Origin of the sequence: Mesorhizobium vachelliae (genome assembly GCF_033977325.1) — a bacterium.
In the GTDB taxonomy this organism is placed as follows: domain Bacteria; phylum Pseudomonadota; class Alphaproteobacteria; order Rhizobiales; family Rhizobiaceae; genus Mesorhizobium; species Mesorhizobium vachelliae.
In genome coordinates this window covers 90,427-107,726 of record NZ_JAVIIR010000011.1, presented here as the reverse complement: position 1 = coordinate 107,726, position 17,300 = coordinate 90,427, and the positions used below count along the sequence as shown (strand labels likewise).

12 protein-coding genes are annotated in these 17,300 nt (G+C 65.0%); 7 read left to right on the top strand and 5 right to left on the bottom strand.

All coding sequences use genetic code 11. The features are described 5' to 3' along the window. Positions 1–7: 7 nt before the first annotated feature. Complete coding sequence (locus RFM41_RS22560) at positions 8–1,099, bottom strand: OmpA family protein (protein ID WP_320251216.1); 1,092 nt, start codon at positions 1,097–1,099, stop codon at positions 8–10. A gap of 436 nt (positions 1,100–1,535) precedes the next feature. Then, positions 1,536–4,085 carry a caspase family protein gene (locus tag RFM41_RS22555; RefSeq protein WP_320251220.1) on the bottom strand — a complete coding sequence of 850 codons (2,550 nt, stop codon included), beginning with the start codon at positions 4,083–4,085 and terminating at the stop codon, positions 1,536–1,538. A gap of 296 nt (positions 4,086–4,381) precedes the next feature. On the opposite strand from RFM41_RS22555, the gene RFM41_RS22550 reads away from it, so the two are divergent. The 7 genes from RFM41_RS22550 to RFM41_RS22520 all read left to right on the top strand — a co-directional run bounded on the left by RFM41_RS22550 (position 4,382) and on the right by RFM41_RS22520 (position 13,117). Next, positions 4,382–7,117 carry a winged helix-turn-helix domain-containing protein gene (locus RFM41_RS22550; protein WP_320251222.1) on the top strand — a complete coding sequence of 912 codons (2,736 nt, stop codon included), beginning with the start codon at positions 4,382–4,384 and terminating at the stop codon, positions 7,115–7,117. A gap of 164 nt (positions 7,118–7,281) precedes the next feature. After that, on the top strand, positions 7,282–8,382 hold the full coding sequence (locus RFM41_RS22545) for a histone deacetylase-like amidohydrolase (RefSeq protein ID WP_320251224.1): 1,101 nt from the start codon (positions 7,282–7,284) through the stop codon (positions 8,380–8,382). Between the two features lie 24 nt (positions 8,383–8,406). After that, positions 8,407–9,756, top strand: coding sequence for an ABC transporter substrate-binding protein (locus RFM41_RS22540; RefSeq protein WP_320251225.1), 1,350 nt, complete (start codon positions 8,407–8,409; stop codon positions 9,754–9,756). A 4-nt stretch (positions 9,757–9,760) separates the two neighbouring features. After that, a complete protein-coding gene (locus tag RFM41_RS22535) occupies positions 9,761–10,561 on the top strand; it encodes an ABC transporter ATP-binding protein (RefSeq protein WP_320251227.1) in 801 nt (266 codons plus the stop codon). Beyond that, a complete protein-coding gene (locus tag RFM41_RS22530) occupies positions 10,554–11,264 on the top strand; it encodes an ABC transporter ATP-binding protein (RefSeq protein ID WP_320251229.1) in 711 nt (236 codons plus the stop codon). Before RFM41_RS22535 ends, RFM41_RS22530 begins: the two co-directional genes overlap by 8 nt. Positions 11,265–11,267: 3 nt before the next feature. Then, the gene (locus RFM41_RS22525; protein ID WP_320251231.1) at positions 11,268–12,146 is read left to right on the top strand and encodes a branched-chain amino acid ABC transporter permease; all 879 of its coding nucleotides are present in this window, start codon (positions 11,268–11,270) and stop codon (positions 12,144–12,146) included. Beyond that, a complete protein-coding gene (locus RFM41_RS22520) occupies positions 12,143–13,117 on the top strand; it encodes a branched-chain amino acid ABC transporter permease (RefSeq protein WP_320251233.1) in 975 nt (324 codons plus the stop codon). Before RFM41_RS22525 ends, RFM41_RS22520 begins: the two co-directional genes overlap by 4 nt. 70 nt (positions 13,118–13,187) lie before the next feature. Here RFM41_RS22520 and RFM41_RS22515 read toward each other — a convergent pair whose 3' ends face one another. The 3 genes from RFM41_RS22515 to RFM41_RS22505 form a co-directional block, all read right to left on the bottom strand. Then, positions 13,188–14,306 carry a branched-chain amino acid ABC transporter substrate-binding protein gene (locus RFM41_RS22515; protein ID WP_320251235.1) on the bottom strand — a complete coding sequence of 373 codons (1,119 nt, stop codon included), beginning with the start codon at positions 14,304–14,306 and terminating at the stop codon, positions 13,188–13,190. A gap of 306 nt (positions 14,307–14,612) precedes the next feature. Beyond that, positions 14,613–15,635, bottom strand: coding sequence for an AraC family transcriptional regulator (locus RFM41_RS22510; RefSeq protein ID WP_320251237.1), 1,023 nt, complete (start codon positions 15,633–15,635; stop codon positions 14,613–14,615). Positions 15,636–15,671: 36 nt separating this feature from the next. Next, positions 15,672–17,300 carry an AMP-binding protein gene (locus RFM41_RS22505; protein ID WP_320251239.1) on the bottom strand — a complete coding sequence of 543 codons (1,629 nt, stop codon included), beginning with the start codon at positions 17,298–17,300 and terminating at the stop codon, positions 15,672–15,674.

Genomic DNA, 17,300 nt, shown 5'->3' with positions numbered 1-17,300 from the left:
CGCCACCTCAGTTGGCGAGCTTGTTGGCGGAGAATTCGATCCGCCGGTTGAGCGCCTTGTTCTTGGGCGTGTCGTTGGCGGCGACCGGCTTGTCCTCGCCATAGCCGGCAGAGCTGATCTGGCTGCTCGGAACGCCATCGGCGACCAAAGCATCGGCGACTGCCTTGGCGCGCTTCTCGGAAAGCACCTTGTTCGCCTCAGGCGATCCGTCGGAATCGGTATAGCCGGACACTTCGACCTTGAGGGTCGGGCATTTGCCGACGACACCTTCCACCTCGGCCAGCAGCGGGCGGCTCTTCGCGTCGAGCCTGGCGCTCGCCTGGCGGAAATAGATGGCGCCGGTACGCGAGAGCACGGCAAACCGGTTGAGGCACTCCTCGTCGCTGAAATTGGCCTTCGCCGCATCCGTGGCGACGGGGCCAACCTCGGCAGTCGAGGCCGCGACGGTCTGCACGGCGGCCGGCTTGCCGCCGTCGGCGGTGAAGACGAAATCGAAAGACACCGAAGCGGTGGGCACGATGTTGGTCACGTTGGCGGCCTGCTGCAATTTGTCGATGTTGGGCAAGAGCCCGAAATCCTCGACATGGACGGCGACAGGCGCCTCCGAAGCGACGGAAACCTGGGTATCGCTGATCATGGTGACGACGACGCTTGCCTCGAGATCCTTGTCGACGCCGTGCAGGCTGAGACGGAACGGCAAGGTCGTCTTCACCCGGCGCTTGGTCGGCAGGTCGGCGAACGCGGCGGGGTCCACCTTCGCCGTCACCTCGGCCGTCGGATAGGTGAATGTCTCGAAGAACAGGAAGCGCATGCGGACATTGCGCAGGTCGACGCCCGTATCGACGGAATTGAGGTCGAAGCTGATCCTGGCCTCGCCGGCGGAACTCAGCGTGCCGGTGATGTTCCTGATCTTGTTGGTCTCGACGATCGTGTTCTTCTTGACCGACTGGTAGGTGAGCACGGATGCGGACGGATCGAGCGTCCAGTTGGGCGCAGCACCCGCAGCCTGCGATCCGAAGGCCAGCAACGCGGCAACGATAAAGCCAAAAGCCACGGCCTTGGCCCGCGCTTTGCAGCACAATGCAACGACTTCGAACATGGAACGCCCCCGCCAGGACAACCCTATCTCGATACCGGCACGTGGATTGAGCATAGAGCACTTGGTCCTGCTTGGCGAGCGGTTCCAGCGGGCTGCAGAAAAGCGACTACAATCGCCATGCGTCGGGAAAGCACGGGTGTCGGGCGTTGTCACCACCCGCCACTACCGCCGCCACCATTGCCGCCGCTGCCACCCAGGGGCGCAATGACAGGTGGGGGTTCGTTCTTGACCGGTTTGATCACTTTCTTGGCAGTCACCTTATTCTGTTTGACCACCTTCGGCGTCGTCGCCACGCGAACGTGCTTGGTACGGTGTTTTGTTATCGGCGCCGGCTCGACCCTGGGCGCCACGGTCGTGCATCCAGCAACCGCAAAGGATAGGAATGTTGAGATGACCGCCTGCTTCAATGCCCTGCCCACCATTGCCTCCTTGTTGATCAGAACAGGTCCCGACGCGGATTGGCTTGCTCCCAAACGGCTCTGGCCGTCTGGATCAGTTGGTCGTCGACCGAGCCGCCCGCGGGGATTTTCGATTTGAGTTCCGAGCGCAGCTGTTTCAACGCAGCCGACTTCGGCTTCGCGCCGAACTGCGCTAGCGTCGTGCGCGCGCCCGGCAACTCGTTGCGGAGGTCAAGCCCGGCGGCGAACGCCAGATAGCGCACGGCGACGGCCTGATCGGATTTGTCGCCTTTCTGCATTTCGATGGCCGCCCGATCATATGCCGCCGAGTAGTCGCCACGGTCTGTCGCCACTTCGAACAGCTTTTGCGCCTCGGCTAGGTTCCGGTCCACGCCATCACCGTCCCGGTACATGCGCGCGAGGCTGCCTGGCGCATAAGGCTGACCAAGATCCATCGCCTTCTGGAAAAGCGCCTGCGCCTGCTTGGTATCCCTCTCCACGCCGCGTCCACTGAGATAGCTGCGGCCGAGGATATTCATCGAATACATGTCCTCGCGTTCCACGCCCGCCTTCAGGAAGGCAACTGCGCGAGCCGGGTCGGCGGGCACACCATTGCGGCCTTCAGTGAAGATCGCGGCGAGATCGTTCATGGCATAGGTGTGGCCCATGGCCGCCGCCTTGAGCAGCAGGTCCAGGCCCTTGCCGGTGTCGCGTTGGACGCCAAGACCATTGAACAGCGCGCGTCCCCAGGCGGTCATTCCATAGGGATCGCCTTTGTCAGACGCCTTGGCATAAAAGCTATTCGCCTTCGCTGGATCCACGGCCGTTCCTATGCCGGACGAAGCGATATAACCAAGCTCGAACACCGCGCGGACATGCCCCTTGTCGGCGGCCTCCTCGATCGCCTTCTTGGCCTCGTCGACCTTGCCGGCGGCGAGCAGCGCCCGTCCGAGCTCGTAGTGGAAGCGCGCGACATCGGGATAGGCTTTCACCGCCGCCCGGCAGGCCTCCACCGCGCCGGCGCCGATCTCGTTCGGCAAAAGGCCGGGGACGACGCCCTGCAGGTCCAAGGGTTCGCCTGCCTGCGTGTCGCACGGGTCGACGCTTGGCGACAGCTTCATCGTCGCCGGCTTTGACGGTGTGTTGTCGGCCCTGATTTCGACGCCGACTATCAATGGCTTGGCCTCGCCTATCTGCGGTTCGTAGCGCAGTTTGTCGACTTCGTCGGCCATCAGGCTCGATTGAGGCGACAAGGTCCGATCCGGCAGGGACAGCGTCCCGGTTGCCGGATAGCTCGCAAGCTTCACGCTTACGGCCGGATCCTTGGTCGGGAAATCCAGCTTCAGCGGCACGGGACCGACACCGACCGGAATCTTGACATCGCGGTTCTCGATCGCCTCGGCGGCGCCGGCGATGTGGATGCCGCGCTCCACCACCTCCTGCTTCTGCTCGGACTCCAGCGAAGCCACGAGCTGCTTGCCCGCGGCACCCTCGCCGTTCTTGACCCGGAACACCAATATGCCCTGCGATCCGCCGCCCCATTCGTCATGCGTGGCGTATGCCAACATATCGACCTGGTCCTCGGCGTCGGCGCCCTTCGGCACATCCATCTGAAGCCGCGGCAGATCCTTGCCCTCTATCGGCTCGCCCGTCGCGACCGGCTTGCCGTCCAGGATCAGGCGCCCCACCGCCGGCGGCCTTTCGATGCTGATGGTGACCGCGCCGCCGTCGACGTCGACCGGCACCGGCAGGTCGAGCGCGACCGGGCCGACGCCCGACGGCACGGTCTTTTCCAGCACCGGCGGCAAAGCCGGCCGGCTGGCGCGGCGCATCAGCACCACCTCGTCGATCAGCGAGGAATTCTCCCATGGAACCTGCGCGCCCTTGGTGACCTCGACGACGTCGCGGCGCACAGCCGCCATCACCGCGCGTATCTCCTGGTTCGGCGCCAGCGCGCGGCGCGAGAAGGCGGATGAGAACGGACTGAGATCGCCGGAACCATCATAGGCGACGGCGCCGGGCTCGGTGGCGAAGGCGATCAGCGTGTTCAGCGAGCTTTTCACCTGCGCAAGGCCAGTGCCGCCGGCCGCGATCAACTGGTCGCGCAGCCAGTAATCCTTGCGCGGGAACGGATTGTTGCGGCAGGCATCGAGGATGATCACCTGGATCTTCGATTTGGCGCGTAATTGCTGCAGGACATCGTCCAGCTTGACCGCCTGGACCTCGATGTCGGCCGCGTCCTTGAGCGACGCGTCGACAGGGATCAGGAAATTCTCGCCGCCGATCTGAAAGCCGTGACCGGAATAATAGACGACCGCCAGATCGGCGCCGTCCGCCGCAGCGAGATAGTTGCGGAACTCCCTCTCGAACTGGAGCTTGGTCAGGTCCTTGGCGACGAACACATCGAAACCGGCCAGCCGGAATGTGTTCGACACGTCCTCGGCATCCTTGTCCGGATTCTTGAGCGCCGGGATTTCGCGATATTCTGAATTGCCGATGACAAGCGCAACCCTTCGATCGGCCTGAGCCTGCACCGTCGTGAGGCCCACGAGGATCAAGGCTGCAATCAGCGCGCAGCGTCGCAGCATGGCAAAATCCCTAACCGCTATGACCTGTCGGCCACAAGAACGCAGCTTGCGACGCGGAGGTCTGTTAAAGAGTTCACAATCCGCCCAGACTGGATGGAACCCTTGCACTAACGACAGGATGCATGCGTATCGTCCAAACCCCCTGAGATTACCGCAGGGGCTTCGGCGCCGCAACGACGAACGGATTCGCAACAACGAACCGGATCGCGACCTTGGGCGAGCTCTCAGCCCGGCCATTGCCTCCGCGCCGCACTGCGCGTTTATTAGAGGCGCCGAACGCAGCCGCCGAGAACCAGATGCTGATAGAGACGAAGCTCCAGCCGCCTCATTTGCGCGATGCCCTGGTCCGGAGGCCGCGGCTGCTGCGCACGCTGGATGCAGCGACCGCGGGCAAGCTGACGGTGGTGACCTCGCCCGCCGGCTTCGGCAAATCGACCCTGCTCTCGCAATGGGCGGCCGGCATATCCAGCGGCATCGCCCAGGTCGCCTGGCTGTCGATCGACCGGCTCGACAACGATCTCGCCCGCTTCCTCAAATATCTCGCCGCCGCCTTCCACCGCGTCGACCCCGACATTGCCGGCAATGCGGAATCGCTGATCGACTCCAGCCCGGTGACGCCGGTCGATTCCATCCTCACCGCCATCATCAACCAATTGTCGCGTCGCGCCGCGCCGATCTTCCTCGTTCTCGACGACGCGCATCTGATCGTCTCCGGCGAGATCGCCGCCTGCATCAACATGCTGGTCGCCTATGCGCCGCCGGCCTTGCGCATCGTGCTCGCCACCCGCGGCGAGCTGCCGCTCGAACTCGCCCATATGAAGATGAAGGGGCATGTCGTCAGCCTCGGCGACAGCGACCTGCGCTTTTCGCTCGAGGAGACAGAGGACTACCTTGCCAATGTCTGCGGCCTCGACCTTGCCGTCTCGGCCGTGGTGGCGCTCCACCACAAGACCGAAGGCTGGCCGGCCGGCCTGCAGCTGGCCGCCTTGGCGTTGGCGCATGAGGGATCGAGAGAAGCCTTCATCGCCGAATTTTCCGGCAGCCAGCGTGACGTGGCGATGTTCCTGACCCACGACGTGCTTGCCCGGCAGGCCCCCGAGATCCAGGACTTCCTGCTCAGGACCTCGATCCTCGACCGCTTCTGCCTGGGCCTCGTCGAGGCGGTTTGCCCCGGACGGGACTGCGCCGCGGCGCTGGCGGCCATCGAGCACTCGAACCTTTTCCTGATCGCCCTCGATTCCTCTGGACAATGGTTCCGTTATCACCACCTGTTCTCCGAATTCCTGCGCAACAGGCTGGATGCCTGGGCGCCGGAGGCACGCAGGGACCTGCATCGGGCCGCCGCCACGTGGCTGGCGGCCCGGGGCCATATCTCCGACGCGGTCGACCATGCGCTTGCCAGCGGCGATGCCGACCATGCCGCGCGCCTGGTCGAGGAATGCGCCATGCCGCTCACCATGCAGGGCCACATCCCCAGGCTGACGGAGTGGCTGAACCAGCTTCCCCCGGACCTCATCGCCGCCCGCCCTCGCCTGCTCCTGGCACGTGTCTGGGCGCAGTTCCACATGAGCCGGCCGCGCCAGGCGGTCCGTATCCTCAAACAGGCCAAAACCCTTGTCGGGCAGCTTTCCGAGCGAGGCGAGATCGACCGTGCGACCACCCGCTCGCTGAAGGCCGAGCTGCAGACGCTGACGGCCGGCGTCATCAGCGCCACCGATCGTTCCCGCACCGCCACCCGCGTCGCCTCGCGCTGGCTGGCGGATTTCCCCGAAGACGAGCCCTTCGCGCGCGGCACGCTCGCCAATATCTGCGCCTTCAGCCACTATTCGCTCGGCGAGCTGGACGCCGCGCGCCTGCGCAGTCTCGCGGCGCGCGACCATCACGCCGCCGCCAATTCCGTCTTCGGCATCGTCTATTGCGACCTCCTGCTGGGGCTGGTCGAGATTTCCGCCGGCAACCTCGCCGAGGCGCACCAATTGCTCGACCGCGCCTGCCGGCTGGCCCGCGAGCGCCTCGGGTCCGGCTCCTACACCGAAGCGATGACGGCGATCTTCCATGTCGAGCTCGCCTATGAATGGAACGACCTGCAGGGCGCAGAGCGCATCCTGCACCAGCACCGGCAGATCATCGAGGAATGCGGCCTCGTCGTGCACGAGATGGCCTGCAAGCTGCACCTGGCGCGGCTCTCCGCCGCCCATGGCCGGCACGACGAGGCCATCGTCTTCCTCGAGCGCGCCGAGCGGCTGGGCATCGAGAAGCGCTATCGCCGCCTGACGGCCGCGGCGCTGAACGAGCGGGTGCGGCTGCTTCTGTCGCGCGGCGACGTCCGCGCCGCCCGGCTGGCGCTGCGTTCGCGCGGGATCGAGCCCTCGGCCGAAAGCCGGCCTGCCCCGATCCATCCGCTCGACGAATACGCCCATATCGGCGCCGCGCGCGTGTTGATCGCCGAAGGTCATCCGGCCAAGGCAATCGCCGTGCTCGACCGCATCGCCGAACGCATGCGCCGTGACGGCCGCCTGCGCGGCTTCATGCAGGTGCGGGCGCTTGTCGCGATCGCGGCGCACGGCGCGGGCGAAACGCTTCTGGCGCTCGCGGCGGCGGTCGACGTCATCACCCTGGCGCTGCCGCAGAACGCATTGCGCTCGCTGATCGACGAGGGCCTGCCGATGCGCGAGGTGCTCGAATTCGCCCGGGCGCGCATTCCGGCATGGTCGCGCAATTCCAGCACCGCGACCTTTGTCGACGCGCTGCTGCGCGAGCTCGGCAAGACCGCGCCCGAACGCGCGCGCCCGATAGCGATCGCCGCCAAGAAGCAGATGCTGAGCAGCAAGGAAACCGATGTCGCCGCCCTGCTTCTGCGCGCCTACACCAACCGCCAGCTGGCCGAGACGCTGTCGATGGCGCCCGATACCGTGAAATGGCACCTGAAGAACATCTTCGGCAAGCTCGGCGTCTCAAGCCGGACGGAAGCCGTCCTTAAGCTCAAGGAAATCGGGCTCGACGCCGCTGCCGAGCGACAATTGGCGGGTTAGAGCAATTCCAGGAAAAGTGCATGGCGGTTTTCCGTCCGGAATTGCGCAATGACAAATAGCCACCCGAATGGGTGGGCTCAAAAAACCACCCATTACCCGAAGGTGTCGGGACAGCGCCCCCATAGCGAGCCATCATCCGGCCGACATACGCTGGGTGGAGCCGCATGGCGACTGGTTTCGTTTTCCACGAACTTTATCTTTGGCACAACACCTGGAACTGGAACCAGGTCTTCCCGCCGAGCCTGACGGTTCAGCCCGGCACCCATGCCGAAAATCCCGAGACCAAGCGGCGCCTGCGCAACCTCCTGGAAGTGAGCGGCATCCTCGACCATCTGGTCACCATCAAGCCGCGGCGCGCCAGCGTCGAGGAACTGTCGCGGGTCCACACGCCGGCGCATATCGCCAAGATCAGGGAGATCAGCGACCGCGGCTATGGCGACGCCAGCTCGCTGACGCCGCTCGGCGCCGGCAGCTATGAGATCGCGCTCCTGGCAGCGGGCGGCGCCATCAAGGCCATCGAAGCCGTCATCACGGGCCAGGTGGACAACGCCTATGCGCTGATCCGCCCGCCGGGCCATCACGCCACCGCCGATGTCGGCATGGGCTTCTGCCTGTTCTCGAACGCCGCCATCGCCATCCGGCACGCGCAGCAATTGCACGGCCTCACCCGCATCGCGACCGTCGACTGGGACGTGCATCACGGCAACGGCACGCAGTCGATCTTCTACGACGATCCAAGCGTGCTTTCGATCTCGCTGCACCAGGACAATCTGTTCCCGGCCAATTCCGGCGCGATCGCCGAAAATGGCGAGGGCAAGGGCAAGGGCTTCAACATCAACGTGCCTTTGCCGCCCGGGTCCGGCCCCGGCGCCTACGCCACGGCGTTCGAGCGCGTGGTTATCCCGGCGCTGATGCGCTTCAAGCCGGAGCTGATCGTGGTGCCCTCGGGCTTCGACGCTTCCGGCGTCGATCCGATGGGACGCATGCTGATGAATTCCAGCGGCTACCGCAGGTTGGCGCGCATGCTGCTCGACGCGGCGCGCGAGTTGTGCGGCGGGCGCCTGGTGATGACGCATGAGGGCGGCTACTCCGAAATGTACGTGCCCTACTGCGGTCTCGCCGTGATCGAGGAGCTTTGCGGGCACCGGACGGGCGTCGAGGACCCGTGGGACCAACTGATGGGACAATGGGGTGGAATGTCGGCGCAGCCGCATCAGACGGCGATCATCGACCAGGCCGCCGAACTGGTCAAAAACATAAACTGACAAAAACTTAACAGGGGAATCGAGATGAAGCGCAGTTCGAAACTCACTACGCCGAACGTCATTGCCGGCTCTCGCCGCAACTTCCTGATCAAGGGCGGACTTGCGACCGCCGCGACGCTGACCGGTATGCCGGCGATGCTGCTTGCGATGAACAACGAGGCGCGCGCCGAAGGCGATCCGATACCGGTCGGCCAGTGCGGCCCGACCACCGACTTCGCCGCGCCTGACGGCATCGAGTTCAAGAACGGCCTGACGCTGGCCTGCGAGGAGATCAACGCGCTGGGCGGCATCCTCGGCCGGCCGCTCGAACCGTCCTTCGAGGACACCGCGCAGATGGGCGACGCCACCAACGTGCAGGCGGCGCAGCGCCTCGTCGACCGGCACGGCGTGCATGCCATCCTCAACGGCTACAATATCGGCTCGGGCGCGGCGATCCAGGAGGTCGCCGCCGACAACGGCATCATCTATGTCCACTACGACACCACGATCGGCCACAACAATCTGGTGAAGTCCAACCCCGACCGCTACTGGGGTTCCTTCCAGGGCGATCCCGCCGAATACTGGTATGGTCCGGGCTTCCTGAAGTTCCTGCAGCAACTGGAGGAAAACGGCGAGTGGAAGCGCAAGAACAACAAGATGGCGGTGATCCTGTCGGCCGGCGTCTATGCCTCCAACATCGCCAACGCCGTCAAGGAACAGGCCAAGAGCTATGGCTGGGACATCAGCCTGTTCGAGACCGTCAGCGTGCCGGCTTCCGAATGGGGACCGACGCTGGCCAAGATCCGCCAGGATCCGCCTGCGGTGATCTGCATCACCCACTTCCTGCCCGCCGATCTCGGGCAGTTCGCGCTGCAGTTCGCCTCGAACCCGACGCCAAGCCTGATCTATATGCAATACGGCCCGTCGATCCCGGCTTTCCGCGACATCGCCAAGCAGGCGGCCAACGGCATCATCTACGCCACCGTCGTCGGCGCGCTGCAGGACGAGATCGGCACCGCCTTCGAGAAGCGTTACAAGGCGAAGTTCGGCCCGAACGCCGGCCACAATTCCGGCGCGCAGCCCTATGACGGCGCCTATGTCTGGGCGACCGCCGCGGCGCTTGCCGGCGGCACGGGCGAACCCGGAAACAACGACCAGAACCGCAAGGTTGCGGCCCGGATGAGCGCGATGATATGGCGCGGCGTCACCGGCACGACCCGCTTCATGCCGCTCGAGAACGCCGCCTACACCTATCCGACCCAAGTCAACGATTCATCGCTCGGCATGCCGCATCAGTTCCTGCAGATCCAGGACTACACCAAGGGGCCTGGCCTGATCGCGCCGGCGCCATACGGCACGACCAAGTTCATGATGCCGCCATGGATCAAGGCATAGCCGTATGACGGGAGACGCCGCCGCGACGCCATTGCTGTCGTGCAGGCATGTCGGCAAGTCCTTCGGCGCGCTTGCGGCGGTCCGCGATCTGTCCTTCGATGTCGGGGCTGGAGAAATCCTCGGCATCGGCGGACCGAACGGCGCCGGCAAGACGACGCTGTTCGAGGTGATATCGGGACTGAACCCGGCCACCAAAGGCGCGATCGTGCTCGACGGCCAGGACATCACCAAGCATACGCCCGAGCAGATCTGCCATGCCGGCGTTGCCCGCACCTTCCAGCTCAACGCCGGCTTCGACAGCATGACCGCGCGCGAGAACGTTTTGGTCGGCGCCTATTTCGGGCAAAGCAACCGCGCCGTGCCCACGCTGCGCGCTGGCCGTGTGGCGCATGAGGCCGCCGATGCCGCGCTTGAAATGCTGGGCATCGCCGACCGCGCCGACAAGATCACCGGAAAGCTGCCGGTGCTCGACCGCAAGCTGCTGATGATGGCGAGCGCCATGGCGACGAAACCTAAACTGCTTCTGATGGACGAGCCTGTCGGCGGCCTCACCGCACGCGAGGTCGACCGCGTGATGGATGCCGTGCGCGCCATCAAGGCGGCGGGCGTCACCATCATCCTCATCGAGCACGTCATGCGCTTCCTGGTGCGCCTGTCCGACCGCATCATGATCATGCATCACGGCGAAAAGATCTTCGAAGGCCTGCCGACAAAGCTCCTCGACGATCGCACGGTCGTCGACGTGTATCTCGGCCAGGGTGCCTCCGAGCGGCTGCGCTCCTTCATGGAAAACGCGCATGGCTGAGGCGGCGCTCGAAATCGTCGACGCCAGCGCCGGCTATGCCGGCCGGATCGTGCTCGACGCCATCAGATTGTCGGCCAGGAAGGGCGAGCTCACCGCCATCGTCGGCCCCAACGGCCATGGCAAGAGCACCCTGCTCAAGGCGATTTCCGGACTTGTCCCGGTGACGTCGGGCGAGATCCGCCTCGACGGGTCGCGCATCGACCGCCTGCGCCCCGACCAGATCGTCGAACGCGGCGTCATCCAGGTTCCGCAGGGCGACCTGCTCTTCCCCGCGATGACCGTGCACGAGAACCTTCTGATGGGCGCCTATGCCAACAGCGGCGGTTCAGCCGAACGGCTCGACTTCGTCTTTGCGCTGCTGCCCAAGCTGAAGGAGCGCCGCAACCAGACCGCCGGCACGCTTTCGGGCGGCGAGCGCCGCATGTGCGGCATCGGCCGCGGCCTGATGGCGGGTGGTGAAGTGCTGATGCTGGACGAGCCCTCGCTCGGACTGGCGCCGATCGTCATCGAGCATATCTACGAGGTCATCTTCAACCTCAGGCGCGAAGGCCGCACCATTCTTCTGGTCGAGGAGAATGCCGAGCGCATCGCCGAGCATGCCGACATGATCCACCTGCTCGACAATGGCCGCATCGCCTGGTCGGGCCTGGGCGCGGAACTGATGGCGCGCCCGGAAATCGTCGAAACCTATCTCGGAGTGTGAGCGATGGACGTCCTGATCCAGATCGTCGCTTCCGGCCTGACGCTCGGCGCCATGTATGCGGTGGCCACCATCGGCCTCTCGCTGGTCTACGGCTCGCTCAACATGCTCAACATGGCGCACGGCGCCATCCTGACGCTCGGCGGCTATATCTGCTATGCGGCCATCGTCCATGCCGGCCTCAATCCGGCGTTGGCGCTTCTTGCCGCCGCGCTCGTCTGCGCGCTGGTCGGGCTGCTGATCTATTTCAGCGCGGCGCTGCCGTTGCTCAGGGCCGAGAATTTCGAGACCAACATCTTCATCGCCACGATCGGCATCGGCAGCGTCATCGAGAATTTGATGCTGAAGGGTTTTGGACCTTATCCGATCCCGCAGCCGCTCGCGGTTGGCGGCCAGGTCGTCATCGGCAATGTGCATATACCGCTGCAGAACGTGTTCATCCTCGGCGTCGCCATCGTGCTGATGGTGGCGGTGGCAATCCTCCTGCAGCGCACCCGCACCGGCCGCGCCATCCGCGCCACCTCGATGAACCGCGAGGCGGCGCAGCTCATGGGCGTCAGGGTCGGCCGCGTCTACGCGCAGGTGCTGGCGCTCTCGGGCGCGCTCGCCGCCGTTTCCGGCATCATGATCAGCTCGATCGCGACGCTGACGCCGGTGATGGGCGGCGACCCGATGCTGAAGGCCTTCATCGTCTGCGTGGTCGCGGGGCTCGGCAATGTCTACGGCGCCGTGATCGCGGCGATCGCGCTCGGCCTGCTCGAGGCAGCCACGCAATATGTGCTCGGCGTGCGCTGGAGCTTCGCCACCTTGCTGCTTCTCGTCATCCTCGTGCTGATCTGGCGGCCCTACGGCCTGTTCGGCAAACAGCAGGTCGTGCGCCTATGACATCCATCCGCCGCGATATCCTGATCGGCCTTGTCTGCCTGGCTCTCGCCGCCGCGCTGCCGCTCGCCATGCCCGGGCGCTACGTCATCACCCAGTCGACGCTGTTCTTCATCTGGGCGATCGTGGTGGTGCAGTGGAACCTCGTGCTCGGCATAGGCGGCATCTTCTCGCTGGCGCAGATGGCGCTGTTCGCCACCGGCGCCTACGCCACCGCGATGCTGGGCTTTTACTGGAAGGTGCCGATGCTTGCCGCCATCCCGATGGCCGGCGTGGTCACCGTCGCGGTCGGCATGCTGATCGGCCTCGCCTGCCTGCGCCTGCGCGGCCCCTATGTGGCGCTGCTGACGCTGGCGATCGCGCAGGTGATGTATGTGCTCATCGTCAACGACACCGACTGCTTCACCACTGTCGGCGGCTGCATGCCGCTGTTCGGCGGTGTGCGCGGCATCGGCCAGTTCGGTGATATCGGCCTGCGTGCGCTGTTCCCGTCAAAATGGTACGTCGCCCACTATTATGTCGGGCTGGCGCTGCTGGCGGTCGCGGTCACTATCTCGATCATCGTCATCAGGGGACCGCTGGGCCTCGCCTTCCGGGCGCTGCGCGACAATCCGGGCTATGCCATGTCGCGCGGCATCAGCCGTTTCAAATACCAGCTCTGGATCTTCGCGGTCTCCGCCTTCTTCACCGGCATCGCCGGCGGCTTCTACGCCGTCCATTTCCGCGTCGTCGGCCCAACGGTGTTTTCCTTCTCGACGCTCTTGTTGCTGATCGCGATGATCGTCATCGGCGGCCTCGGCTCGATATGGGGTCCCTTGCTCGGCGCCGCCGTGCTGATGTTGGCCGACGAAGGCATGCGGGAACTGTCCGACTACCGCAACATCGGCCTTGGGCTGCTGCTGGCCGTCTTCGTCATCGCATGGCCGAACGGGCTGAACGGCTGGCTACAGCGAAGCCGAACCAGCCGCAATTGACGACGGTTTTCCCAGCGAGGACGCCCGGTCTCGGCCGGGCATCCACGGATACGCACGCCTGGGCGACAGATTACTTCTCCGCGTAGGTCGGCTTGCCGTCCGCGCCCTTCTTCCATTCATAGATGACATAGTCGGGACGCGTGATGTCGCCCTTCTCGTCATAGCCGATGTCGCCGATCGCCGTCTTCCACGGACCGCCCGCCTTGATGGTCGCGCCGACCTTCTGCGCGTCGTCGGCCGAGCCGGTCTTGCCGATCGCGGCGGCGACGATCTGGACCGCCGCGTAGGAGTAGAGCGTGTAGGCTTCCGGCTCGAAACCAGCGGCACGGAACTTTTCGACGATATCCTTGGCGGCCGGGTTCTTCCGCGGATCCGGCGAGAAGGTGTTCAAGGTGCCGATAACCGAATCGCCGGCAATCGAGGCAAGCTCGTTCGAGACCATCCCGTCGCCCGAGAACAGCGTCGCCTTCAGACCCTGGTCCGCCGACTGGCGCATGATCAGGCCCGCCTCGGTGTGGAGGCCGCCGAAATAGATCAGCGTGACGCCCGCCGCCTTCATCTTGGCGATGAGCGCGGCGAAGTCCTTGTCGCCGACATTGATGCCTTCATACATCACCTCGGTGATGCCGTCGGCGTTCAGATCCTTCTTGGCGACATCGACGAGGCCCTGGCCGTAAGGCGTCTTGTCGTGGACGATGGCGATCTTGGCGTCCTTGAAGTTCGCGGCGATATAGTCGCCCGCGACCTTGCCCTGCTGGTCGTCGCGACCGCAGGTGCGGAACGTGTTCCAAAGGCCGCGCTCGGTATATTGCGGATTGGTCGAGGCCGGCGAGATCTCGAGCACGCCGTTTTCGGCATAGACTTCCGAGGCGGGGATCGACACGCCCGAGTTGAAGTGGCCGACCACGTATTTCACACCGTCCGCGACGAATTTGTTGGCTACCGAAATGCCCTGCTTCGGATCGGAGACATCGTCGCCGATCTCGATCTTGATCTTCTGGCCGAGAACGCCGCCGGCTGCATTGATGTCGGCGGCCGCCTGCTCGGCGCCTTTCTGGAATTGCGCGCCGAAAGCCGCGTTCGGACCGGTGATCGGACCGGCGACGCCGATGACGATGTCCGCCCAGGCATTGCCCGCGAAGGCGACGAGCGCGGCCGCGGCCACCGCCGACAAGAGATGTTTCTTCATATGAGGCTCCCATTTTCGTGGTGGGCACTGGTTGCGGCTTCGATGCGATGCCCACGTCCGACGCATCGAGCTGACTTGAATTGGGCGGGCCGGGTTTTGCCGTTGGGCAAGGTCAAGCCCAGGCGAGCGGGTCAGGTCATGAGGCCGGAGCAGGCTCCAGTCGCCGGAGATGTCTTGCCTTCAATCCGCATCCAAAATGCCCCGCCTTCAGGGCATATTGGCTGCAAGCGAAGTGGCATACGATGACCGTAAGACCCAGATTTGGTGATCGATTTTGCAATGTTTCGGGAGTGCGTCGGCAGCCTGCTAATTCGCGGGCGCGTTGTTGCGCGCGTCGACGTCGGGAGAGGCCTCGCGGCGGAACAAGGCGGGGCTCTTGCCGGTCCATTTGTGGAAGGCGCGATGGAAAGCGCTCGGCTCGGAAAAGCCAATGTCGGCGGCGAGATCGGCGACGCTGCGGCTGCCATTGAGCAGAGCCTCCATCGCCAGCGCCCTGCGCATCTCGTCCTTGATCGAGCGATAGCTCTGGCCCTCCGACTGAAGCCTGCGGCGCAAGGTCGGAGGCTGCATGCGCATGCCGGCGGCAAGCCGCTCGAAGCTTGGCCATGAAGCCGGAGCGGTGGCGTGCAGGCGTCCGCGTATGGCCGCAGAGAGTCCCTCGTCATGGCGGTAGCGCACCAGGATGTTGGCCGGGGCCCTGCGCAGGAATTCCCGCAAGGCGCAGGCGTCGCGGATGACCGGCAGCTTCAGGAATTCGGCATCGAAGACGAGGCGGCTTTCGGGCTGATCGAACCGTACCGGCGCGCCGAAGAACAGACGGTAGTCGCTCCCGGTCGGCGGGATGCTGCATTTGAAATCCACCCAGCGGATCGGAAGGCGCCGGCCCACCAGCCAGCAATTCACGCCATGGACGATGATCCAGAAGGTGCGATAGGCGAAGGCCGACCGCAGTGGCCCGGAATCGCTCAGCCTGATTTCGGCGAGCCCGTCGCCAACGGTCAGTTCGCCATGCGGATCGTCGAGCACGACGCGCAGGAAGCGCAATCCCCTGCGCAAGGCATGCTCCAGCGTCTCGGTGGTAAGCAGCGCCTGGCAAAGCAGCGCGAAGCTGCCGGCCCGCATCGGCCGCGCGCCTTCGCCGAAGAACTCGTCGTCCATCTCCTGCGCAACGGCATGCCAGAGCGCGCCATATTGTTCGGCCGAGATCGGCTCGGAAATCACCGTCGGCAGTCCGACGCTCGCCAAAAGAGGCTCCGCCTCGACATTGTGGCGGCAAAGGCATTCGAGCGTATCGTCCATGAAACAGGGGGCGATCATCCGGCGCTGCATCGCGTGGTGCTCCGTCCTCCTTCTGCCTGAGCCTTGCTAGCGCTCGCCGCGATCGAAAGTGGCGGCGCCGACACCCCGCTGCCGCAGCATGGTCCTGGCGATCTTCTCCGTCGGTGTTCGCGGCAGCGGCGTGTCGGTGACCTCGATGTAGCGCGGCACCATGTGGCGCGGCGCCAGCGCCCTGAAATGCGCCAGAAGCTCGGCCGGCTCCAGCGTCGAGCCTTGCCGCCGCTGGGCCACGACCATGATGTCTTCTTCGGTGAATTCCGACGGGATCCCGAACGCCGCGCTTTCGATGATCTCGGGATGCTTCTCGGCGACGGTTTCCACTTCGTAGGCGGATATATTCTCGCCGCGCCGCCGGATCGCCTCGTTCAGGCGGTGCTTGAAATAGAGCCAGCCATCCGCGTCCAGGCAACCGGCGTCGCCGGAGTGATACCAGAGGTTCCGCAACGTCTGCACCGTCTTGGCGTCCGCCCGGTAGTAGCCGGAAAACATGCTCCAGTTCTTGCGCGGGCGCGATACGATCTCGCCAACGGACCCATGCGGCAGCGGCCGGTCCTTGTCGTCGACGATGGCGACTTCCCAATCGGGGTGTGGGCGGCCGCAGGAGCCCTCCTTCGTGTCATCCACGGTGTCGAGGGTGACGAAACCCGTCTCCGTCTGCCCGTAGCCGGTGACGAGCCGCATGCCGAAGCGCCGCTCGAACGCTTCCTTGTCCGGCACCATGGGGATGCACTGGCATATGCGCACCGGATTGGCGCTGTCGGCCTCGGACGGCGGCTGACGCGACAGGATCACCGCCATCGCGCCGAGCAGGTTCGTCGCCGTGGCTCCGCTTTCGCGGACCTGGTTCCAGAAGCGCGAGACGCTGAAGCCGTCGACCAGCGTCGTGCGGGTGCCATAGATCAGCGGCAGGTAGACGCCGAACATCTGCGCGTCGGTGTGGAACAGCGGCAATGCCGAGAAATAGCTGTCGCCGGTCGTGTAGCCGAGATTGAGCGCCATCGCCGCCGCCCAGGAATAGCAGTGATGGTGGGACATCAATGCGCCCTTGGCCGGGCCGGTGGTGCCCGAGGTGTAGAGGATCGCCATCGGATCGGAATAGTGGATGTCGGCGAGGTCGAAATCCGGCTGCCCGGCCATGCATTCCTCAAAGCCGACGATGCGGCCGATCCGGATGCCGACCGCCCGGGCTTCGCTCGGATCGACGCCGACGAGGATGAGGGTGCGTAGGGCCGGCAATCGGTCCTGGACCCTGGTGAGTTCCTCAAGGGCGCTGGCGTCGGCGACGAGGACCTCGGCGCCGCAATTGTTCAGGTTGTGGCAAAGCAAGTCACCCTTGAGGCCTGGATTGCTGGGCACCTCGATGGCGCCCAGGCTCGACACGGCGAACCACGTCGTAACCAGCTCGAAGCAGTTGGGCAATAGCATCGCCACACGGTCGGACTTGCCGATGCCAAGGCCGCGCAGGCCCCGCGCCAGCCGCGCTGAAGCGACCTGCATCTCCTCGAAGCTGGCGGAGCGTCCGCAAATGTCGATGAACGGGCTACTGCCCAGGCGCTCGGCCTGCCTGCGCAGGATTTTCGGCAGCACCCGGTTCTCCAGATCGTCGTCGCGCTGGCCAGGGATGTAGAAGGAAGGGGCGAGTTCAAGCATGGTCAT